Origin of the sequence: Streptococcus infantis, assembly GCF_019929575.1 — a bacterium.
GTDB lineage: Bacteria > Bacillota > Bacilli > Lactobacillales > Streptococcaceae > Streptococcus > Streptococcus infantis_L.
This window is the reverse complement of the sequence record NZ_JAHZPU010000001.1, coordinates 67,994-90,180: the sequence shown is the minus strand read 5'-3', so window position 1 is coordinate 90,180 and position 22,187 is coordinate 67,994. Positions and strand designations below refer to the sequence as shown.

The 22,187-nt window shown below is 41.8% G+C and carries 22 protein-coding genes and 1 pseudogene; 20 read left to right on the top strand and 3 right to left on the bottom strand.

From position 1 onward, the window contains the following. Nucleotides 1-37: 37 nt before the first annotated feature. Together argR and mutS are read left to right on the top strand one after the other, a co-directional pair. Nucleotides 38-484: an arginine repressor gene (gene argR, locus K1I67_RS00465; RefSeq protein WP_223338325.1), complete on the top strand. Its 447-nt coding sequence runs from the start codon at nucleotides 38-40 to the stop codon at nucleotides 482-484. A 199-nt stretch (nucleotides 485-683) separates the two neighbouring features. After that, on the top strand, nucleotides 684-3,212 hold the full coding sequence (mutS, locus tag K1I67_RS00460; RefSeq protein ID WP_223338324.1) for a DNA mismatch repair protein MutS: 2,529 nt from the start codon (nucleotides 684-686) through the stop codon (nucleotides 3,210-3,212). 40 nt (nucleotides 3,213-3,252) lie between these two features. On the opposite strand, the gene K1I67_RS00455 is transcribed toward mutS, so the two are convergent. Further along, the gene (locus K1I67_RS00455) at nucleotides 3,253-3,711 is read right to left on the bottom strand and encodes a DUF3021 domain-containing protein (protein ID WP_223338323.1); all 459 of its coding nucleotides are present in this window, start codon (nucleotides 3,709-3,711) and stop codon (nucleotides 3,253-3,255) included. Beyond that, nucleotides 3,708-4,148 (bottom strand): LytTR family DNA-binding domain-containing protein, encoded by a 441-nt coding sequence (locus tag K1I67_RS00450; RefSeq protein ID WP_223338322.1) that lies wholly within the window; start codon nucleotides 4,146-4,148, stop codon nucleotides 3,708-3,710. The genes K1I67_RS00455 and K1I67_RS00450 overlap by 4 nt, the downstream gene beginning before the upstream one ends. A 346-nt stretch (nucleotides 4,149-4,494) precedes the next feature. Here K1I67_RS00450 and rpsL point away from each other — a divergent pair, with 346 nt between their 5' ends. From rpsL to K1I67_RS00360, 18 genes and pseudogenes are all read left to right on the top strand, one after another. Next, nucleotides 4,495-4,911, top strand: a complete 417-nt coding sequence (rpsL, locus tag K1I67_RS00445; protein ID WP_001142333.1) for a 30S ribosomal protein S12 — start codon at nucleotides 4,495-4,497, stop codon at nucleotides 4,909-4,911. A 19-nt stretch (nucleotides 4,912-4,930) separates the two neighbouring features. Next, complete coding sequence (rpsG, locus tag K1I67_RS00440) at nucleotides 4,931-5,401, top strand: 30S ribosomal protein S7 (protein ID WP_000087876.1); 471 nt, start codon at nucleotides 4,931-4,933, stop codon at nucleotides 5,399-5,401. A 394-nt stretch (nucleotides 5,402-5,795) separates the two neighbouring features. Further along, nucleotides 5,796-7,877, top strand: a complete 2,082-nt coding sequence (gene fusA / locus K1I67_RS00435) for an elongation factor G (RefSeq protein WP_223338321.1) — start codon at nucleotides 5,796-5,798, stop codon at nucleotides 7,875-7,877. A 115-nt stretch (nucleotides 7,878-7,992) separates the two neighbouring features. Next, a complete protein-coding gene (locus K1I67_RS00430) occupies nucleotides 7,993-12,387 on the top strand; it encodes a PolC-type DNA polymerase III (protein ID WP_223338320.1) in 4,395 nt (1,464 codons plus the stop codon). A gap of 40 nt (nucleotides 12,388-12,427) precedes the next feature. Then, nucleotides 12,428-13,102, top strand: coding sequence for a hypothetical protein (locus K1I67_RS00425; RefSeq protein ID WP_223338319.1), 675 nt, complete (start codon nucleotides 12,428-12,430; stop codon nucleotides 13,100-13,102). 13 nt (nucleotides 13,103-13,115) lie between these two features. Continuing rightward, entirely contained in the window at nucleotides 13,116-13,268 is a 153-nt protein-coding gene (locus K1I67_RS00420; protein ID WP_223338318.1) for a hypothetical protein, read from the top strand. A 21-nt stretch (nucleotides 13,269-13,289) separates the two neighbouring features. Beyond that, nucleotides 13,290-14,531, top strand: a complete 1,242-nt coding sequence (locus K1I67_RS00415) for an aminopeptidase (protein WP_223338317.1) — start codon at nucleotides 13,290-13,292, stop codon at nucleotides 14,529-14,531. A gap of 9 nt (nucleotides 14,532-14,540) precedes the next feature. Further along, nucleotides 14,541-14,771 carry a GlsB/YeaQ/YmgE family stress response membrane protein gene (locus tag K1I67_RS00410; RefSeq protein WP_061863446.1) on the top strand — a complete coding sequence of 77 codons (231 nt, stop codon included), beginning with the start codon at nucleotides 14,541-14,543 and terminating at the stop codon, nucleotides 14,769-14,771. A gap of 141 nt (nucleotides 14,772-14,912) precedes the next feature. Next, nucleotides 14,913-15,821: a LysR family transcriptional regulator gene (locus K1I67_RS00405; RefSeq protein ID WP_004250738.1), complete on the top strand. Its 909-nt coding sequence runs from the start codon at nucleotides 14,913-14,915 to the stop codon at nucleotides 15,819-15,821. A gap of 28 nt (nucleotides 15,822-15,849) precedes the next feature. Then, nucleotides 15,850-16,887, top strand: a complete 1,038-nt coding sequence (gene queA, locus K1I67_RS00400; protein ID WP_223338316.1) for a tRNA preQ1(34) S-adenosylmethionine ribosyltransferase-isomerase QueA — start codon at nucleotides 15,850-15,852, stop codon at nucleotides 16,885-16,887. 187 nt (nucleotides 16,888-17,074) lie between these two features. Beyond that, nucleotides 17,075-17,638 (top strand): ABC transporter substrate-binding protein, encoded by a 564-nt coding sequence (locus K1I67_RS00395; protein ID WP_223338315.1) that lies wholly within the window; start codon nucleotides 17,075-17,077, stop codon nucleotides 17,636-17,638. A gap of 74 nt (nucleotides 17,639-17,712) precedes the next feature. Then, nucleotides 17,713-18,267: a hypothetical protein gene (locus K1I67_RS00390; RefSeq protein WP_223338440.1), complete on the top strand. Its 555-nt coding sequence runs from the start codon at nucleotides 17,713-17,715 to the stop codon at nucleotides 18,265-18,267. Between the two features lie 133 nt (nucleotides 18,268-18,400). Beyond that, nucleotides 18,401-18,823 (top strand): hypothetical protein, encoded by a 423-nt coding sequence (locus K1I67_RS00385; protein ID WP_223338314.1) that lies wholly within the window; start codon nucleotides 18,401-18,403, stop codon nucleotides 18,821-18,823. A 23-nt stretch (nucleotides 18,824-18,846) separates the two neighbouring features. Next, a complete protein-coding gene (locus K1I67_RS00380; protein WP_223338313.1) occupies nucleotides 18,847-19,053 on the top strand; it encodes a hypothetical protein in 207 nt (68 codons plus the stop codon). Between the two features lie 54 nt (nucleotides 19,054-19,107). Then, nucleotides 19,108-19,203 (top strand): annotated as a pseudogene (locus K1I67_RS00375) (beta-carotene 15,15'-monooxygenase); the annotation flags it as partial. A 6-nt stretch (nucleotides 19,204-19,209) separates the two neighbouring features. Then, nucleotides 19,210-20,163, top strand: a complete 954-nt coding sequence (locus K1I67_RS00370) for a hypothetical protein (RefSeq protein WP_223338312.1) — start codon at nucleotides 19,210-19,212, stop codon at nucleotides 20,161-20,163. A 57-nt stretch (nucleotides 20,164-20,220) separates the two neighbouring features. Then, nucleotides 20,221-20,754 (top strand): thiol-disulfide isomerase, encoded by a 534-nt coding sequence (locus K1I67_RS00365; protein WP_223338311.1) that lies wholly within the window; start codon nucleotides 20,221-20,223, stop codon nucleotides 20,752-20,754. Between the two features lie 164 nt (nucleotides 20,755-20,918). Continuing rightward, nucleotides 20,919-21,587, top strand: a complete 669-nt coding sequence (locus tag K1I67_RS00360; RefSeq protein ID WP_223338310.1) for a hypothetical protein — start codon at nucleotides 20,919-20,921, stop codon at nucleotides 21,585-21,587. A 60-nt stretch (nucleotides 21,588-21,647) separates the two neighbouring features. Here K1I67_RS00360 and K1I67_RS00355 read toward each other — a convergent pair whose 3' ends face one another. After that, the gene (locus K1I67_RS00355) at nucleotides 21,648-22,181 is read right to left on the bottom strand and encodes a hypothetical protein (RefSeq protein WP_074324530.1); all 534 of its coding nucleotides are present in this window, start codon (nucleotides 22,179-22,181) and stop codon (nucleotides 21,648-21,650) included. Nucleotides 22,182-22,187 lie beyond the last annotated feature (6 nt).

The window sequence follows — 22,187 nt, the reverse complement described above, 5'->3', positions numbered from 1 at the left end:
TTGTAAAATGTTATAAATATACACTCGAGAGGATGTTATGAGAAAAAGAGAACGTCATCAGTTAATCAAACAGATGATTACTGAGGAGAAATTAGGGACTCAAAAAGAGATTCAAGATCGTTTGGAAGCACGCAATGTTTTTGTGACGCAAACAACCTTGTCTCGTGACCTACGCGAACTGGGCTTGACCAAGGTTAAGAAAAATGATAAGGTCTACTATGTACTGGCAAATGAGACAGAGAAGATTGACCTAGTTGAGTTTTTATCCCATCATTTAGAAGGTGTAGCAAGAGCTGAGTTCACCTTAGTTTTGCATACGAAGCTGGGTGAAGCCGCAGTTTTAGCCAATGTTGTCGATGCCAACAAGGATGAATGGATTTTAGGGACAGTTGCGGGTGCTAATACCCTATTGGTGATCTGCCGAGATCAGCATGTTGCTAAGCTCATGGAAGATCGTTTGTTAGATTTGATGAAGAATAGATAAGGAGGTTGGGACAAAAGTCCTAGCCTCTCAATTGTCTTTTGATTGTCGAGAAAGATGCAGTGGTTGAGTAGGCTCTACTACGCTGATTTCATCAGCTTTTACAGCCCTACTCAACTGTGCGGAGGTGGGACGACGAAATCGAATTCTAACGAATTACCGATTTCTGTCCCACTCTCTATTTTTAACAAGGAGAGAATGGATGACGACAGAAAAATTATCACCAGGCATGCAACAGTATGTGGATATCAAAAAACAATATCCAGATGCTTTTTTGCTCTTTCGTATGGGTGATTTTTATGAGTTGTTTTATGAAGATGCAGTCAATGCTGCTCAGATACTAGAAATTTCACTAACCAGTCGCAATAAAAATGCTGAAAATCCTATTCCCATGGCTGGAGTTCCTTATCATTCTGCCCAACAGTATATTGATGTCCTGGTTGAGCGTGGTTACAAGGTTGCTATTGCTGAGCAAATGGAGGATCCTAAGCAGGCTGTAGGCGTTGTTAAGCGTGAGGTTGTGCAGGTAATTACACCTGGTACAGTCGTTGATAGCAGTAAACCAGATAGTCAAAACAACTTTTTGGTGGCTATTGATCGTGATGGTTCTCAATTTGGCTTGGCATACATGGATCTGGTGACGGGTGATTTCTATGTGACAGGCTTATTGGATTTTACCCTAGTCTGTGGTGAAATCCGTAATCTTAAGGCCAGGGAAGTCGTCATCGGCTATGCCTTAAGCGAAGAGGAAGAACAGATTCTCAGTCGTCAAATGAATTTGGTACTTTCCTATGAGCAAGATTCATTTGAAGATGTACATCTACTAGATCCACGCTTGGCACCTGTTGAACAAGCTGCCAGCAGTAAGCTTCTCCAGTATGTTCATCGGACGCAGATGAGAGAGTTGAATCACTTAAAACCAGTTATTCGTTATGAAATCAAAGATTTCTTGCAGATGGATTTTGCGACCAAGGCTAGTCTGGATTTGGTTGAAAATGCTCGCTCAGGTAAGAAACAAGGCAGTCTTTTCTGGTTGCTAGATGAGACTAAAACTGCAATGGGGATGCGTCTTCTACGTTCTTGGATTCAACGTCCTTTGATTGATACGGACCGTATCCTTGAACGTCAGGAAGTTGTACAAGTCTTCCTGGATTATTTCTTTGAACGCAGTGATTTAACGGAAAGCCTCAAGGGAGTTTACGATATCGAACGTCTGGCTAGTCGTGTTTCTTTTGGGAAAAGCAATCCCAAAGACCTCTTGCAATTAGCGACTACCTTGGGAAGTGTTCCACGAATCCGAGCAATTTTAGAAGGAATGGAGCAACCAGCTCTAGCCTATTTGATTGAACAGCTGGATGCTATTCCTGAGTTGGAGAGTCTTATTAGCGCAGCCATTGCTTCGGAAGCTCCTCACGTGATTACCGAAGGTGGTATTATTCGAACGGGCTTTGATGAGACCTTGGATAAATACCGTCGTGTTCTCAGGGAAGGGACCAGCTGGATTGCTGAGATTGAAGCCAAGGAAAGAGAAAACTCTGGCATCCATACTCTCAAGATTGATTACAATAAAAAAGACGGCTACTATTTCCATGTCACCAACTCGCAGCTCGGTCATGTTCCAGCCCACTTTTTCCGCAAGGCAACGCTAAAAAACTCTGAACGTTTTGGAACAGAAGAGTTGGCGCGTATCGAGGGTGAAATGTTAGAAGCGCGTGAGAAGTCAGCCAGTCTTGAATATGAAATCTTTATGCGTATCCGCGAGGAGGTTGGCAAGTATATCCAACGCCTGCAAGCCCTAGCCCAAGGAATTGCTACTGTCGATGTTTTACAAGGTTTGGCAGTAGTAGCAGAAAATCAGCACTTGATTCGACCAGAATTTACACAAGATTCACGAATTGATATTCAAAAAGGTCGTCACGCTGTTGTTGAAAAGGTCATGGGAGCCCAGACTTATATTCCGAACAGCATCCAAATGGATGAAGCTACCAGTATCCAGCTGATTACAGGGCCTAACATGAGCGGGAAGTCAACTTATATTCGTCAGTTGGCAATAACAGCAGTTATGGCCCAGATGGGATCTTACGTCCCTGCAGAAAGTGCTCACCTGCCAATCTTTGATGCAATTTTTACCCGTATCGGTGCAGCGGATGACTTGGTTTCAGGTCAATCCACCTTTATGGTCGAGATGATGGAGGCCAATAATGCCATTGCGCATGCTACTGAGAAATCCCTGATTCTCTTTGATGAGTTGGGGCGTGGAACTGCAACCTATGATGGTATGGCCCTGGCTCAGTCTATCATCGAGTACATCCATGAGCATATTGGTGCCAAGACTCTTTTTGCAACTCACTACCATGAATTGACCAGTCTGGAATCTGATCTTGAGCATCTGGTCAATGTTCATGTGGCTACGCTAGAACAAAATGGACAGGTTACCTTCCTTCATAAGATAGAACCAGGACCAGCTGACAAATCATACGGGATTCATGTAGCCAAGATTGCTGGACTACCAGAAGACTTGCTAAAAAGGGCTGATACTATTTTAACTCAGCTAGAGAGCCAAGGCCAGAAGAATCCTTCTATTCAAAGAAACACAGTCAATGAGCAAATGTCTCTCTTTGATGAAAAAGAAGAAAATCCTATCCTAGCAGAGTTGGCCCAACTAGATGTTTACAATATGACACCGATGCAAGCTATGAACCTCTTGTTAGAATGGAAACAAAAATTATAAGTCAAAAACCCACTCACAAGACTGAGTGGGTTTTTAGGTCTTATTTTTTCTGAGCCAATAATTGGTTGATATGGGCAACCTTCTTTGATTCTATCTTGTAGAGAATCGTCCAAATAATGAGGTAGACAATTGCAAACTCTGGAATGAGTTGGAGGAGGAAAACCCAGTTTAATGGGAACCATCCTGCTAGAATTGCTAAAGGTACAAAGCCTAAAAGCATAAGGAAGAAGTGAGTGACAGTCGCACGAAGAAGGCTCCAGTCTTGAGCGAATAGACGGCTACCAAAACTAAAGAGGACTCCGATAGCTGCCCAGATAATCGTAGAGTAGAGCAAGACTAGAGAACCATGGACTTGATGCTCTCTCATGAATTGACCAACGGGGGATTCATAGCTTAGAGGTGCGTAGTAACTTGGCGAATAGATAAAAGAAAAGATAATGGATAGGATGAGACCGATGAGGATACCGGTTGTGGCATCGTGAAATACTTGTTTTTTCATAGTTCTAATTTCTCCTTAATAGCTTTTAGATAGCGGCGAGATGAGTAGGTGAAACTGTCGTTTTTGAGATAGATTTCAATCAAGCCGTTAGAGGTTAATTTGAGGTGACTGATAGAGTCAATGTTAATAATTTCTGACTGGGAAATTTGGATAAAGGAAGCAGGCAAAATGTCAACTGCTTGGTAGAGACGAATGTCGAGTGCATAGGTTTGGCTATCTGTTTCGGCCAGAACCTTCCGATTTTCAATGTAGATACGCTGAATCTTGCTAATCTGAATCAGGTAAACCTGATCTTGAAATTTTCCTTTGATGGTTTCATTTTGATCCAGGGATTGGACAAAGTCTTGGACTTTTTGAACTCGAGTGGACAAGGTTGGCGCTTCGATGATAATTTGTTCTTCAGTATGTTGTGCATCAATGTCAAGTCTGACTTTCATAATTTCTCCTTTCTTTATAAAATTGTAATAGAGATCTCTTGCTTACAAATCTATTAAACACCATTTTTTAGACAATTACAAGGTGATTTGTCTATGTGGTCGATTGGAGAACCTATCTGGTAGGTGAGCGTTTTCAGATAGATTTATGATCCAAGAAGTCAAAAAATAAGAAGAAATATATTGACAAAAATAGAAAAAACGTGGTACAATAATAGACGGTACTTTTTACTTTTGGTCTCTCAAGAGTGTACAGGGACGTGCTGACAAATGTTGCAAAAGTACACACAGATGATAGCTGTCACCAAGTGTATCATCACCAAAAATAAAAAAACACAGGAGAATGTAGATGCCTACAATTAACCAATTGGTTCGCAAACCGCGTAAATCAAAAGTAGAAAAATCTAAATCACCAGCTTTGAACGTTGGTTACAACAGTCATAAAAAAGTTCAAACAAACGTTTCTTCACCACAAAAACGTGGTGTTGCAACTCGTGTTGGAACTATGACACCTAAAAAACCTAACTCTGCCCTTCGTAAATTTGCTCGTGTACGTTTGAGCAACCTTATCGAAGTTACTGCCTACATCCCAGGTATCGGACACAACTTGCAAGAACACAGCGTGGTGCTTCTTCGCGGTGGACGTGTAAAAGACCTTCCAGGGGTACGTTACCATATCGTCCGTGGTGCACTTGATACTGCAGGTGTTAACGATCGTAAACAAGGCCGTTCTAAATACGGTACTAAACGTCCGAAAAAAGCATAAGGAAAGGGGATAAAGAGAAATGAGTCGTAAAAATAGAGCTCCAAAACGTGACGTATTGCCAGATCCGCTTTACAATTCACAATTAGTTACTCGTCTTATCAACCGCGTTATGCTTGACGGTAAACGTGGTACAGCTGCTTCAATCGTTTACGGTGCTTTTGAACAAATCAAAGAAGTTACTGGTAACGATGCACTTGAAGTATTTGAAACAGCTATGGAAAACATCATGCCTGTACTTGAAGTACGTGCACGTCGTGTTGGTGGTTCTAACTACCAAGTCCCAGTTGAAGTTCGTCCAGAACGTCGTACAACACTTGGACTTCGTTGGTTGGTAACAATCGCTCGCCTTCGTGGTGAACACACAATGCAAGACCGTCTTGCAAAAGAAATCTTGGATGCTGCTAACAACACTGGTGCAGCAGTTAAGAAACGTGAAGACACTCACCGTATGGCTGAAGCTAACCGTGCCTTCGCACACTTCCGTTGGTAATATAGGATGCGAAAGCGTTAAGAAAGTCCCAGAGAAAATAGGGAATCGAAGCAGGTTGCGATTGCAACCAATGAGATTCATCTTTTTCTCCAGACTTTTAGCTTGAGCTCAACTAGATCATGATGCTAGGAACGGTAAGGATGCACAGTGAAAATAGGAAACTGACGCAGTATTCGATGAATACAAGGAAGTTTATCTTTTTCACCCCGCATCCCGTTCTGGCTCAAATCGGCTAACTAACTTTAGTCCGAGTTCAACTCAACTTACCATCTAGTAAGTCGAAACCAACAATAGCATGAAAACATTGAGAACGGGTGGGTCCTGCCTATCCGTTTTTATTGAAATCGTGTTATAATAGAATAGAAATCAAAAATAAATAGGAGAAACAAACCTCATGGCACGCGAATTTTCACTTGAAAAAACTCGTAATATCGGTATCATGGCTCACGTCGATGCTGGTAAAACAACAACAACTGAGCGTATTCTTTACTACACTGGTAAAATCCACAAAATCGGTGAAACTCACGAAGGTGCGTCACAAATGGACTGGATGGAGCAAGAGCAAGAGCGTGGTATCACTATCACATCTGCTGCAACAACAGCTCAATGGAACAATCACCGCGTAAACATCATCGACACACCAGGACACGTGGACTTCACTATCGAAGTACAACGTTCTCTTCGTGTATTGGATGGTGCGGTTACCGTTCTTGACTCACAATCAGGTGTTGAGCCTCAAACTGAAACAGTTTGGCGTCAAGCAACTGAGTACGGAGTTCCACGTATCGTATTTGCCAACAAAATGGATAAAATCGGTGCTGACTTCCTTTACTCAGTAAGCACACTTCACGATCGTCTTCAAGCAAATGCTCACCCAATTCAATTGCCAATCGGTTCAGAAGATGACTTCCGTGGAATCATCGACTTGATCAAGATGAAAGCTGAAATCTATACTAACGACCTTGGTACAGATATCCTTGAAGAAGACATTCCAGCTGAATACCTTGACCAAGCTCAAGAGTACCGTGAAAAATTGATCGAAGCAGTTGCTGAAACTGACGAAGAATTGATGATGAAATACCTCGAAGGTGAAGAAATCACTAACGAAGAATTGAAAGCTGGTATCCGTAAAGCGACTATCAACGTTGAATTCTTCCCAGTATTGTGTGGTTCTGCCTTCAAGAACAAAGGTGTTCAATTGATGCTTGATGCGGTTATCGACTACCTTCCAAGCCCACTTGACATCCCTGCGATCAAAGGTATCAACCCAGATACTGAAGAAGAAGAAACTCGTCCAGCATCTGACGAAGAGCCATTTGCAGCTCTTGCCTTCAAGATCATGACTGACCCATTCGTAGGTCGTTTGACATTCTTCCGTGTATACTCAGGTGTTCTTCAATCAGGTTCATACGTATTGAACACTTCTAAAGGTAAACGTGAACGTATCGGACGTATCCTTCAAATGCACGCTAACAGCCGTCAAGAAATCGACACTGTTTACTCAGGTGATATCGCTGCTGCCGTTGGTTTGAAAGACACTACAACTGGTGACTCATTGACAGATGAAAAAGCTAAAATCATCCTTGAGTCAATCAACGTTCCAGAACCAGTTATCCAATTGATGGTTGAACCAAAATCTAAAGCAGACCAAGACAAGATGGGTATCGCCCTTCAAAAATTGGCTGAAGAAGATCCAACATTCCGCGTTGAAACTAACGTTGAAACTGGTGAAACAGTTATCTCTGGTATGGGTGAGCTTCACCTTGACGTCCTTGTTGACCGTATGCGTCGTGAGTTCAAAGTTGAAGCGAACGTAGGTGCTCCTCAAGTATCATACCGTGAAACATTCCGCGCTTCTACTCAAGCACGTGGATTCTTCAAACGTCAGTCTGGTGGTAAAGGTCAATTCGGTGATGTATGGATTGAATTTACTCCAAACGAAGAAGGAAAAGGATTCGAATTCGAAAACGCAATCGTCGGTGGTGTGGTTCCTCGTGAATTCATCCCAGCGGTTGAAAAAGGTTTGGTAGAATCTATGGCTAACGGTGTTCTTGCAGGTTACCCAATGGTTGACGTTAAAGCTAAGCTTTACGATGGTTCATACCACGATGTCGACTCATCTGAAACAGCCTTCAAGATCGCTGCATCTCTTGCACTTAAAGAAGCTGCTAAGACTGCACAACCAGCTATCCTTGAACCAATGATGCTTGTAACAATCACTGTTCCAGAAGAAAACCTTGGTGATGTTATGGGTCACGTAACTGCTCGTCGTGGACGTGTAGATGGTATGGAAGCACACGGTAACAGCCAAATCGTTCGTGCTTACGTTCCACTTGCTGAAATGTTTGGTTACGCAACAGTTCTTCGTTCTGCATCACAAGGACGTGGTACATTTATGATGGTATTCGACCACTACGAAGATGTACCTAAGTCAGTACAAGAAGAAATCATTAAGAAAAACAAGGGTGAAGACTAATACGTCGTCACTCTACGAGGAAGTCACTTAGTGGCTTCCTTTTTCTGTTTGGTAGAAATAGGTAAAAGTGCCTCAAATATGGTAAAATAGAAGGAGTATATTGTGAGGAAAATGGATGTCAACCACTTTTGAAATTTTAATGAATCAGTTGGGAATCCCCGCTGAAGTGAGAAATCATGAAGCCTTTAGTCAGGCTGAAATAGAACAAGTTATTGTTCACAAACGAAGCAAGGTTTGGGAATTCCGTTTTGTCTTTGAGAATATTTTACCTTTTGAGCTCTTTCTTGAGTTAAAAAGAGGCTTGAAGGAAGAATTTTCAAAAACAGGAAATCAGGCTAGTTTTGAGATAAAAACGAGAAATCAGGAATTTTCTAGAGAACTTTTACAAGCCTACTATCGAGAGGCTTTTTCGGAAGGTCCTTGTGCTAGTCAAGGTTTTCGTTCTATATATCAGGATTTTCAGGTTCGCTTTGAAAATGACCAGTTAATCATTGAAGCTTCAGAAGCGGCAGATACAGAGCATTTTAGAAAAAATCATCTGCCAAATCTTAGTAAACAGTTGGAACACTTTGGTTTTCCTAAACTTTCCTGCAGTTTAGAAAAAAATGAAGATCTCACAAGGGAAGAACAAGAAGCCTTTCAGACGGAAAATCAAATGATTATTCAAGCAGCCAATGAAGAAACTCTTCGGGCTATGGAACAGTTAGAACAGATGGCCCCGCCTCCTCCAGTTGAGGACAAACCTGTTTTTGATTTTCAAGCCAAGAAGGCAGCTGCTAAGCCTAAACTTGATAAGGCAGAGATTACTCCTATGATCGAGGTCAATACCGAAGAAAATAGATTGGTTTTTGAAGGAGTTGTCTTTGATGTTGAGCATAAGGTGACTAGAACGGGTCGTGTCTTGATTAACTTCAAGATGACGGACTATACTTCTAGTTTCTCTATGCAAAAATGGGTCAAGAATGAAGAAGAAGCCCAAAAATTTGACATGATCAAGAAAAACTCTTGGCTCCGTGTTCGTGGAAATGTTGAAGTCAATAATTTCACGCGAGATTTGACCATGAATGTGCAAGATGTCCAGGAAGTCGTCCACTATGAACGGAAAGACTTGATGCCAGAGGGAGAACGTCGTGTTGAGTTCCATGCGCACACCAATATGTCGATCATGGATGCTCTGCCTGAAGTAGAAGAAATCGTTGCGACAGCTGCTAAATGGGGACACAAGGCGGTAGCAATTACGGACCATGGGAATGTTCAGTCCTTCCCTCATGGCTATAAGGCCGCTAAGAAAGCTGGTATCCAGCTGATCTATGGGATGGAAGCCAATATCGTTGAAGACCGTGTACCTATCGCCTATAACGAAGTTGAGATGGATTTGTCTGAAGCAACCTATGTGGTCTTTGACGTAGAAACAACAGGTCTATCGGCTATCTATAATGACTTGATTCAGGTGGCGGCTTCCAAGATGTATAAGGGCAATATCATTGCTGAATTTGATGAATTTATCAATCCAGGGCATCCCTTGTCAGCCTTTACTACGGAATTGACTGGAATTACGGATGACCATGTAAAAAATGCCAAACCCTTGGTTCAAGTTCTGAAAGAATTCCAAGAATTCTGTAAAGATACAGTTCTTGTCGCCCATAATGCAAGCTTTGACGTTGGCTTTATGAATGCCAATTATGAACGTCACGGTCTGCCAAAAATTACTCAACCTGTCATCGATACGCTAGAGTTCGCAAGAAATCTCTATCCTGAATACAAGCGCCACGGTCTTGGACCCTTGACCAAGCGTTTTGGAGTTGCCCTAGAACACCACCACATGGCCAACTATGACGCGGAAGCAACTGGCCGTCTGCTTTTCATCTTTATCAAGGAAGTAGCAGAAAAGCATGGTGTGACAGATTTGGCTAGATTGAACCTTGATTTAATAAGTCCGGATTCGTATAAAAAAGCTCGAGTCAAGCATGCGACCATCTATGTGAAAAATCAGGTGGGCTTAAAAAATATCTTTAAACTGGTGTCTCTTTCAAATACCCAGTATTTTGAAGGAGTTCCACGGATTCCACGTACGGTACTAGATGCCCATCGAGAAGGTTTGATCTTAGGTTCAGCCTGTACGGAAGGGGAAGTCTTTGATGCAGTCGTGTCACAAGGGGTAGATGCGGCAATCGAAGTAGCTAAATACTATGACTTTATCGAGGTCATGCCTCCGGCTATCTACGCCCCTCTGATTGCCAAAGAGCAGGTCAAGGACATGGAGGAACTCCAAACCATCATCAAGAGCTTAATTGATGTCGGAGACCGTCTCGGTAAGCCCGTTCTTGCGACAGGAAATGTCCACTATATCGAACCTGAGGATGAAATTTATCGAGAAATCATCGTCCGCAGTCTAGGTCAGGGAGCCATGATTAACCGAACGATCGGTCATGGAGAAGCTGCCCAACCAGCTCCACTACCCAAGGCGCATTTTAGAACAACCAATGAAATGTTGGATGAATTTGCCTTTCTAGGAGAAGATTTGGCTCGTAAGATTGTCATTGAAAATACCAATGCCTTGGCAGAAATCTTTGAGCCTGTTGAGGTCGTTAAAGGTGACTTGTATACACCTTTCATTGACCAAGCCGAAGAAACAGTTGCTGAGCTAACCTATAAGAAAGCCTTTGAAATCTATGGAAATCCACTGCCAGATATCGTTGATCTACGGATTGAAAAGGAACTAACCTCTATCTTGGGGAATGGATTTGCCGTGATTTATCTAGCTTCGCAAATGCTAGTGCACCGTTCCAACGAACGAGGCTACTTGGTTGGTTCTCGTGGGTCTGTTGGATCCAGTTTTGTTGCGACCATGATTGGGATTACCGAGGTCAACCCTCTCTCTCCTCACTATGTCTGTGGTCAGTGTCAGTACAGTGAGTTTATCACAGATGGTTCTTACGGTTCAGGGTTTGATATGCCCAATAAAGACTGTCCAAACTGTGGCCACAAGCTCAGCAAAAATGGACAGGATATTCCTTTCGAGACCTTCCTTGGTTTTGACGGAGATAAGGTACCCGATATCGATTTGAACTTCTCAGGGGAAGATCAACCGAGCGCCCACTTGGACGTCCGAGATATCTTTGGAGAAGAATATGCTTTCCGCGCCGGAACGGTAGGTACGGTAGCTGCTAAAACAGCCTATGGATTTGTCAAAGGTTACGAGCGTGACTATGGCAAATTCTACCGTGAGGCTGAAGTGGAGCGCCTTGCTCAAGGAGCTGCCGGTGTCAAACGGACGACTGGTCAGCACCCAGGGGGGATCGTTGTTATCCCTAACTATATGGATGTCTATGACTTTACTCCAGTGCAATATCCTGCCGATGATGTCACTGCCGAGTGGCAAACGACTCACTTTAACTTCCACGATATCGATGAGAACGTCCTCAAGCTCGATGTACTGGGACATGATGATCCGACCATGATTCGGAAACTGCAGGACTTGTCAGGTATTGATCCAAATGATATCCCAATGGATGATCCGGGTGTCATGGCCCTCTTTTCAGGAACAGATATCCTAGGAGTGACGCCTGAGCAAATCGGAACTTCTACAGGTATGCTTGGTATTCCAGAGTTTGGAACCAACTTTGTTCGAGGAATGGTTGATGAAACCCATCCGACCACCTTTGCCGAGTTGCTCCAGCTTTCTGGTTTGTCTCACGGTACCGACGTATGGTTGGGAAATGCCCAAGACTTGATCAAGGCTGGAATTGCGGACCTATCAACCGTTATCGGGTGTCGGGATGACATCATGGTTTACCTCATGCACGCTGGTCTAGATCCTAAGATGGCCTTTACCATCATGGAGCGCGTGCGTAAGGGATTGTGGCTCAAAATATCAGAAGAAGAACGCAATGGTTATATCGAAGCCATGAAGGCCAATAATGTACCTGAGTGGTATATCGAATCTTGTGGGAAAATCAAGTACATGTTCCCTAAAGCCCACGCAGCAGCCTACGTTATGATGGCCCTTCGTGTGGCCTACTTCAAGGTTCACCATCCGATTTATTATTACTGTGCTTACTTCTCCATCCGTGCTAAGGCCTTTGATATCAAGACCATGGGTGCAGGTTTGGATGCCATTAAACGCAAGATGCAAGAAATTGCTGAAAAGCGCAAGAACAATGAAGCTTCCAACGTAGAAATTGACCTTTACACCACACTTGAAATCGTCAATGAGATGTGGGAACGTGGTTTCAAATTTGGGAAGTTGGACCTCTATCGTAGTGATGCGACGGAATTCCTCATAGATGGAGACACCCTCATCCCACCGTTTGTCGCTATGGATGGTCTGGGAGAGAACGTTGCCAAGCAACTGGTGCGTGCGCGCCAAGAAGGAGAATTCCTCTCTAAAACAGAACTACGCAAGCGTGGTGGACTCTCATCAACCTTGGTTGAAAAGATGGATGAAATGGGCATTCTCGGCAATATGCCAGAGGACAATCAGTTGAGTTTGTTTGATGATTTGTTTTAATAGTATGAAATGTCTTGTGTAGGTTTGAGGTTGGTTATTGATGCTAAAGAAAAAAAGAGCAACACCCTGGAAATCAGGGAAAGTTATTTCCATATGCTTACGAAATGGTGTTTATGTCTTAGCGCAAATGGTGAGAGAACCCTATCTAGTATTTTTTAACCATTTTAACGAGGAAAATAACTGGAAGGGTGTGACCTTGAAAGAGGAGGATATCCTCTTTTGTAAGGCTGTTACTCGCCAGTTTCTACGCTATAGTCCTGTAACGATTGTTAAAGATCTTGAGCCCTTATTAGATTATGGATTACCCAAAGAATGGATCTATAGTCATATTGGAGGTCATCCTATTACTGTTTCGGTAAAGGGGAGGGAGCGCCAAGTAGCTGGTTTTGGTCGACGCTGTTCTTTAGTTCTAGCGGATAAGGACAGTGGTCAACCGGAGGATAATCCACTTATGGGCCTTTTCCAAGCTTATATCATACCAGATATCAAAGAACAGGATTGGGAACGAGTAGGTCAGGCTGAACACATGTCCATTGAAGTATTTCCAACACTCAATGAGCGTCTCTACCTTTGCTATCTTTATGGGAAAAATATAAATCCAGAACAAGATATCTCTTTAGGAAAGCCCCTGCTTGATAACTATGAAACCTATGTAGATATCCTCACGAATAGCCCAGAGGCTCGACGTCTCTATCTAGGAGAGCATGGGGAATAAGAAAGGACATTTGATGAAACTAAGAATTTTTGCGGAAGACAAGCCAGCTGAGAAGGTGTTTGAGTATCAATTGGACCTTGCTGATCAGACAATTCTTCTATCGACAGCACTTTTGTCTAGTGCTATTGCTTTGGCAGGATTATTTTCTGCTTTAAAAGAAAAATAAAAATAGAAAAGAGAAAACAAAATGGTTTTACCAAATTTTAAAGAAAATCTAGAAAAATATGCTAAGTTGTTGGTTGCTAACGGAGTGAACGTGCAACCTGGTCACACTCTGGCTCTCTCTATCGATGTGGAACAACGCGAGTTGGCGCATTTAATTGTTAAAGAGGCTTATGCACTTGGTGCACACGAAGTTATCGTTCAATGGGCAGATGACTTTGTAAACCGTGAGAAATTCCTTCACGCGCCAATGGAGCGTTTGGACAATGTACCAGAATACAAAATTGCTGAGATGAATTACCTTCTTGAAAACAAAGCAAGTCGTCTCGGTGTTCGTTCTTCTGACCCAGGTGCCTTGAACGGAGTTGATGCAGAAAAACTTTCAGCTTCTGCCAAAGCTATGGGAATTGCCATGAAACCAATGCGTATCGCAACGCAATCCAACAAGGTTAGCTGGACTGTAGCTGCTGCAGCTGGACTAGAGTGGGCTAAGAAAGTCTTTCCAAATGCTGCGAGTGACGAAGAAGCAGTAGACCTCCTTTGGGATCAAATCTTCAAGACTTGCCGTGTCTACGAAGAAGATCCAGTTAAGGCTTGGGAAGAACATGCAGCTATTCTCAAGAGCAAGGCGGAAATGCTGAACAATGAACAATTCTCAGCCCTTCACTACACAGCGCCTGGAACTGATTTGACACTTGGCTTGCCTAAGAACCACGTTTGGGAATCAGCTGGAGCTATCAATGCCCAAGGTGAAGGTTTCTTACCAAATATGCCAACAGAAGAAGTGTTTACAGCTCCTGACTTCCGTCGTGCAGATGGTTATGTAACATCTACAAAACCTCTTAGCTACAATGGAAATATCATCGAAGGCATCAAGGTAACCTTTGAAAATGGTCAAATCGTTGATATCACAGCTGAAAAGGGTGATCAAGTTATGAAGGACCTTGTCTTTAAGAATGCTGGTGCGCGTGCCTTGGGTGAATGTGCCTTGGTACCAGATCCAAGCCCAATTTCACAGTCAGGTATTACTTTCTTTAATACTCTTTTTGATGAAAATGCTTCTAACCACTTGGCTATCGGTGCAGCCTATGCAACCAGTGTTGTTGGTGGAGCAGAGATGAGCGAAGAAGAACTTGAAGCTGCAGGACTTAACCGTTCAGATGTTCACGTTGACTTTATGATTGGTTCTAACCAAATGGATATCGATGGTATCCGTGAGGATGGAACACGCGTACCACTCTTCCGCAATGGAGATTGGGCAATTTAAGGAGAAACTATGATTGGAAGTATGTTTGTCGGTCTTTTGATCGGACTATTAGCAGGAGCTATCACCAATCGTGGAGAACGGATGGGATGCTTCGGGAAAATGTTTCTCGGCTGGATTGGTGCCTTTTTAGGACAATTACTCTTTGGTGCTTGGGGGCCAAGCCTAAACGGTACAGCCATTATCCCATCAGTTTTAGGAGCCATGATTTTGTTAGCCATCTTCTGGGAAAGAGGAAGCTAAGTTTCGATTTGAAAGCTTATTTAACTATAAAGATAAAAAGAGGTTGGAACTGTTCCGACCTCTTTTAAGATTCACAAAGGATAATGGGACTTGCAGTGACTGGTTCTTTTTATATTGCGTCAAGTATGGTACAATAAAAATATGAGAATTCAACAATTACACTATATTATCAAAATCGTAGAGACTGGTTCCATGAATGAGGCTGCCAAGCAACTTTTCATTACTCAGCCTTCTCTATCAAATGCCGTTCGTGATTTAGAAAATGAGATGGGAATTGAGATTTTTATCCGAAATCCTAAAGGAATCACCCTCACACGTGATGGGATGGAATTTTTGTCCTATGCCCGTCAGGTTGTCGAACAAACGCAACTTTTAGAAGAACGCTATAAGAACCCAATCGCTCATCGCGAGCTTTTTAGTGTGTCTTCGCAGCACTATGCCTTCGTGGTCAACGCCTTTGTTTCCTTGCTCAAGAAAAGCGATATGGAAAAGTATGAGCTTTTTTTGCGTGAAACCAGAACCTGGGAAATCATTGACGACGTCAAGAACTTCCGAAGTGAAGTCGGAGTCCTCTTTTTAAATAGCTATAACCGGGACGTTCTTTCGAAGATGTTGGACGACAACCATCTCGTTGCCCACCATCTATTTACAGCCCAACCCCATATCTTTGTCAGCAAGACCAACCCTCTTGCTAAAAGAGACAAGGTGCAGTTGGCAGACCTAGAAGACTTCCCATATTTGAGCTATGACCAAGGTACCCATAATTCCTTCTATTTCTCAGAGGAGATTTTGTCTCAGGAACACCACAAGAAATCCATCGTTGTTAGTGACCGTGCGACCTTGTTCAATCTCTTGATTGGTTTGGACGGCTATACCATCGCGACGGGTATCCTCAATAGTAATCTTAATGGAGACAATATCGTTTCGATTCCGCTTGATATTGATGATCCCATTGAACTGGTTTATATCCAGCATGAGAAAACTAGCTTGTCTAAGATGGGTGAACGCTTCATCGAGTACCTACTTGAAGAAGTTCGCTTTGATAAGTAATTTGAATAAATGAGAAGAGAAAAGAAGAATGACGACATTAAATACAAATGATTTTGATTTTCACTTGCCTGAGGAGTTGATTGCACAAACACCTCTTGAAAAGCGCGATGCCTCTAAACTCTTGATGGTCAATCGCCAGACTGGAGAATTTCAAGATCGCCACTTTCACTCCATTATCGAAATGCTAGAGCCAGGTGATGCCCTGGTTATGAATGACACCCGCGTACTACCAGCGCGACTTCATGGTCAAAAAGAAGAAACAGGGGGCCATGTTGAACTCTTGCTTTTGAAAAATACAGCAGGAGACGAATGGGAAGTCTTGGCAAAACCTGCCAAACGTCTCAAGGTCGGCACCCGTGTTATTTTTGGTGATGGTCGACTTAGCGCAGTTGTGACCGAGGAATTAACCCATGGTGGCCGTATTGTCCGTTTTGAGTATGAAGGAATTTTTCTAGAAGTGCTTGAAAGTCTGGGAGAAATGCCTTTGCCTCCATATATCCACGAAAAATTGGATGATCGTGAACGTTACCAGACCGTCTATGCCAAGGAGAGTGGCTCAGCCGCTGCTCCGACTGCAGGCCTTCATTTTACAAAAGAACTACTAGAAGAGATCCAGCAGAAAGGAGTTAACCTAGTCTACTTGACCTTGCACGTTGGTCTTGGAACCTTTAGACCAGTTTCAGTCGACAATCTAGATGAACACGAAATGCACTCAGAGTTTTACCAATTATCTGAGGAAGCCGCTTCAACCTTGCGTCAGGTCAAGGAAAATGGTGGCCGTGTCATTGCTGTAGGAACAACCTCTATCCGTACGCTAGAGACTATCGGAAGTAAGTTTGATGGGCAAATCCAGGCCGATTCTGGCTGGACCAATATCTTTATCAAACCGGGCTATGACTGGAAAGTGGTGGATGCTTTTTCTACTAATTTCCACTTACCTAAGTCTACCTTGGTCATGCTTGTTTCTGCCTTTGCAGGCCGTGAATTGGTCCTCGAAGCCTACCAGCATGCTATCGACAAAAAATACCGTTTCTTTAGTTTTGGCGATGCCATGTTTATCTACTAAAAAACGAGCAAATCAAAACTAGAAATAAAAGGGCTAATTCCTGATTGGATTAGCCTTTTTTGATATCAGATAGCTATTGAATTAATGCTAAATAAATGATACACTGAAGACTACGAAACAGCCGTCAAAAATCTATGCAAAATCTGACGAGCTACTTTTATCTGTATCTATTTCAAAGGAGATTTTTATGAAAAACAAAACATTGCGCTATACGAGCCTATCAGTCCTGACCTTGTTGGCTGCCTTGACCTTGGCTGCCTGTGGTGGAAAGACTGACAAGAACACTTCAGCTTCAAACCAAAAGGAAACAACAAGCAAGGTGACTACAGAGTCCGCAAGTAAAACTGAAGCAGGCCAAAAAGAGGGGCAGAAGTCAGAAACAAATAGTACGATAGAAGCTACAACCACTCAAGCAGAACAAACGGAAGATAAGCAAAAATCACAAGAGGCTTACGCTAAATTTGTAGGAACTTGGGAAAACTACGCGGGAACAACTGCAACAGTCACAGCAGATGGGATTGTAACAATCCAAAGTGCAAATGGAACCTTTAAATACGAGATGGGGCAAGTAGAGGAAAAAGATGGCTACTACTCAACAGGTATTCATCTTGTCGGTGGTGGACAAGGGGCACGACTGATCTTTACCCCAGCTGGAGTCCAAAATGAAGTGACAGGTACAGATGGCAGTCAAGATGTCTTGTCTATCGGTCAATCTGTAAGCGACAAAGATAACCAGTTTTACCGCAACTAAGAACATCAATCAGAAGTAAGGGTGATGAAATGTCCTTGCTTTCTAACCAATTTAAAAAGGAGTATAAAATGAGTATGACTTTTGTTGTTTTCTTTATCATCTTTATGTTACTAATCTTTGTTTTTGTAGCAGGGATTGTTTATTGGGCTATTAGCCACGCCAATAAAAATAACAATGAATATCTAGCCTTTGCAACTGCGCACGGATATCAATTTGACCAAGCTCAAGGTAGAGACAACTATAGGGATTACTCAAGCAGAACGATATCTAGTACGCTCACTATAACTCCTACCCAAAGTCCCTATGTAGAAAAATATGCCAATTTTAGCTATTATCCTTTTGGGTGTGGACATGAGAGAAAAGTTGCCTATGTCATCTCTGGTAACTACAAGGGGAAACAATTTCGGGCTTTCACTTATCATTTTAGAGGCAATACAATTGAGGGGACAGGAACAGGTGGTGTCTTTAATGTTGTTATGATTGAATACCCAAATACACCAAAAGGTCAGCTTTCAGAGCAAGTTTTCTACGAAAATGGATTTTTTTGTGAATATCAACATGGAAACCTAAACGTGGAAACCATTCATGATCGAGTGAACCAACTAGGAAATATTGCTCAAGGTTTATAATTCTTTCATTTTTTATCTCTCTTTGGGAAAAAATCTATCAATTGTGTCATAAAATTTGAGGAGTAAATGAAGAAAAAATCTCTTTTTCAGGGAAGTTTTAAGAAAAACAGTTGGTTAGAGGAGAAAGATAAGTATGTTTTTTAGGAAAGTGATTTATATAGGGGAAAGTGATGGTCAGGCTATTTATGTCCATGTCGATGAGCCACGAAATCCTCTAGCAGCTCCTAAAAGTAAATTTTTAGATACTGAGGCATCTCGTGGAAATCGAAAACACATTGTCTGGTTGATTTGTGGCCTTTTAGCATTCAGTAGCATCATGCAGCTTTTTCCGGCAACACGCTTTTTTACGGGTGTCTATAGCTATGGAACTCTGATTTATTTTCTGCTAATTTGGTTACTGGAAGCCATTTTGCTATTGGTGATCGTGGAGCGAGCACTCTACAAAAATGTTGCCTTAGCGCAACCTACCAGCAAGGAAAACTTCAGAAGAGCCGTCAATACAATCTCTTTTGGAAAAATTTTTCAGATAAGAAGGTTACCCTTGGCAAGAAGCTAATTGCTTGGATTTTCACAGTCTTTATGGCTATCATGGGCTTGGTGGGTCCGATTTCTGTCCTCTCCATGCTCGTTTTGAAGATGATGGGAACACCAATCGGCAGTGAGGTGTTTCCTTTAAGCCTGATGGGGATTTTGCCAGCTGTCGCAGTTCTATTGCTGTGGCAAAATAATATGATTCGATGGCTGAAGGCAGTTGAACGGTACAGAAATAGTCGAGTTAAGAAGTAAATATAACAAAGGAAATAGAAAGAGGTCAATATGTTTTTTCTTAGACGCCGTCTGGAATACAAAGAATATCTGGGGATTAGCGACCGCGAATGGTACAGCAAACGCTATTATAAGAAGTTGATCAAAAGCAGTCAACTAGAAGAGGAGTAGTGGGATATGAACCGTCAGTCAGAAGCATTAAATAAGGAATATTTTCAAGCGCTGGGTTCCACGAGAGCTTCTGTTAGAATGTTGAGTTTGGCCTGGGCTGGTTTGTTTGTATTGAGTATCGACCTGACTCATGTATACTTTTTTATCAAGGAGCAGTTCACAGTAGATCCCTTTTCGAATGTCCCTTTTCTTTTTCTATGTCTCCTTCTATTGCTCATGCTGGGCTGTCAGATTATGTCATTCAGCAAGACATTCATCTATAAACATCAACTCTTTAGTACTGCGATGCTCTTTGTACTAATCAATGGGATTCATCTTTCATTGGTTTTAATGGATTATATCCTCACTATTTTAACGAATGAGGTTCTAAAAAATTCGCTGATCTACTCGCTGATTTATTGGTTAAGTTCCATTGGTTTATTCATGGGGTTAATTGTTTATAATGCCAGTTGGTTAAAAAAGCAACTAAGAAAAGGATTTTCAGATAAACGAACAACTGCTAACTATATAGCCTTTTCAAGTGTTTACAGTAAACCATCCCTTTGGATTATTCTAGGAGTTACTTTGTTAGGCGGAGGATTGGCTAGTTTATCCGGTTATTATTTGCAAACATTTGGGATTGTGAGCAATATAGTGTTTATTTCAGCTTTTTCAAGATTAATCGTCGAAGTTGGTTATCTACTTTATCTAAGAAGTAAGGATAAGACCTATTGGGAAGAAGTACCTAAGGAAACCAAGAGTCAGTCCTTTTTGAAAACCATAGACCTTAAAAAGGCAAAGCACCGCTTGACTACAGAAGTTGTCTTATTTTTGACTCTAGCAGTGTCTTTAAAACTATTGAATATAGATGCTGAAAATAGCCCGATTTGGCTTATATGGACAATAAGAACTTTTGGTTATTCAATTCTTTTGGATACCACTATTAGTTTTATTTATTATCAGATTAAAAAGAAGAGATAGAGAGAAAGAAAAAGCAGAAAGCCTTCTTTGACTATTTAGAAAGAGGAGGTAAGAGTAATGTTAGATAAAATGAAACAGTTTAAGTGGTTGATAATAGTATCTTTTATCTTATTAGTTATTCCTTTGTATCTCGCTTATAAGAATTCTCAAGAATCCAGTACTCTAAAAACAGCTTTTGAAAAACAGGATAAAGTCGAAGTTCTTCATTATTTAATGGCCTCGGAAAAGTATGCATCTCAAATACGTAAAGCGGGCTACATTATTCCATCTGATGGTGCCATTCGTCTAGACGGAGTCATTTATCCACTTGAAATAGAAGGAGAAGTACATTTGAAAATCAGCCCTCCTCAGAAAGATACAAAAGATTTTCAGTTATTTTTCATTACACAAGTTAATGAAAAACAAACATATGTAGCTTTCGTGTTAGATAAAGAGCTTAATTTAATTTATTCTAACTATTCTCAGGATAACGACAGTGGAAAAAGAGAAGGAGTCTCTATCTCGCAATCCGAAGAAGATCGTTTGTTGAAAATTGTTCGAGGAGAGATTGATGGCTTCATGGAAAATATGTATCGGATCTTATATGCCTAAGTATAGATATAGGTACTGCTAAAAGTAAGCTCTTAAATACAGATGTTGCGCGTGGAAATCGAAAACACATTGTCTGGTTGATTCGATGGCTGAAGGCAGTTGAACGGTACAGAAATAGTCGAGTTAAGAAGGAAATATAACAAAGGAAATAGAAAGAGGTCAAGATGTTTTTTCTTAGACGCCGTCGTGTCTTTATCGGCGAATGTGATGGTCAAGCGGTCTATTATGACCAAAAGACGAGAGAGGCTTTAGCTGCTCCCAAGAGTGTCCTACTCAATACTGAAGGGGCTCGGAAGACCAACGCCTACATTCCTGAATTGGTGATTTTCTTCATGGCCGGTGGAACGGGTGGCTTTGGCTTCCTTGCGGCTATGAGTATCGGGGTCTATAACTGGACCAGTTTGACCTTTATCCTATTATTTTGGTTGGCTGAGTTTTTGTTTATGGTTGCTTTACTCGAACGAGCTCTATATAAAAATGTACGCAAGGCCCAGCCGACGACAGAAAAGATTTTTCATTATGCAGCTTCTCATAACCTGATGGTGGGGGAAGATAACTTTGATCCAGCTAAGTTGTCTACTAAAATCTTCCGAATTGTTCGTTTTCTAATAGTTGCCACTAATATCTATTTGCTATATATTTTTTATAATTACACTCAAAAGTTTGGTCAGGAGATTGAACTTGGTTATGAATTCTGGGTAGCTGGATTAGTAATCTTTGCACTCGTGTTAGTGTACAACCAAAACAATCCAGTTCGCTTTGTGAAGATTATGAGATTATATAGCCAAGGAAAAGTGCGATTTAAGAAAGAACAGGATGAAAGCGGAACGTAGCATATGCTAAATCGCTAACAACACAAAAAGCCCTACAACAGGGCTTTTTTTTATTGCTTTCTAATATAAGAAATCAATTCCGTAGTTTTCTTTTAGATAGGTCGCCAACTCGGCTTTTTCTTCCTCTCTAAATCGACAGAGGCTAAGGGCGAGCCGCAATATTAGAACACTTGTATCGATGATGACGTTTGACTTAGAAATATCTTCTAGCTGGGTCACCTCTCTCAGGTCAAAATCTAAATAGCAAGCCTTGCTGTTGACATGGTCGGGGTCACTGACATCCACTTCAACATACGATGCTCGCAACAATTCTTCTTTCGGAATGAAGATTTCCTTGGAAAAGAAGAGCCCAGGATAGACATAAATGCCTTCAAAGGTGAATTCAAAGGAGAGCCTACGACTAGAAAGTCTTTTGATGCCTGCAATCGTTGAATAGATAGCAGCGAAAAAGAGGATGGTTGGAACCACAGTGAGAAGACTAAGCTGGGAAAAGTCGATCAATCCATGCGCGAGGAAAAAGAAAAATTGAAAGAATACACCCGCTGCAAAGACTAGATAGCCGACACCGACAAATTTTGAATAATAGATTTTCATAAAACC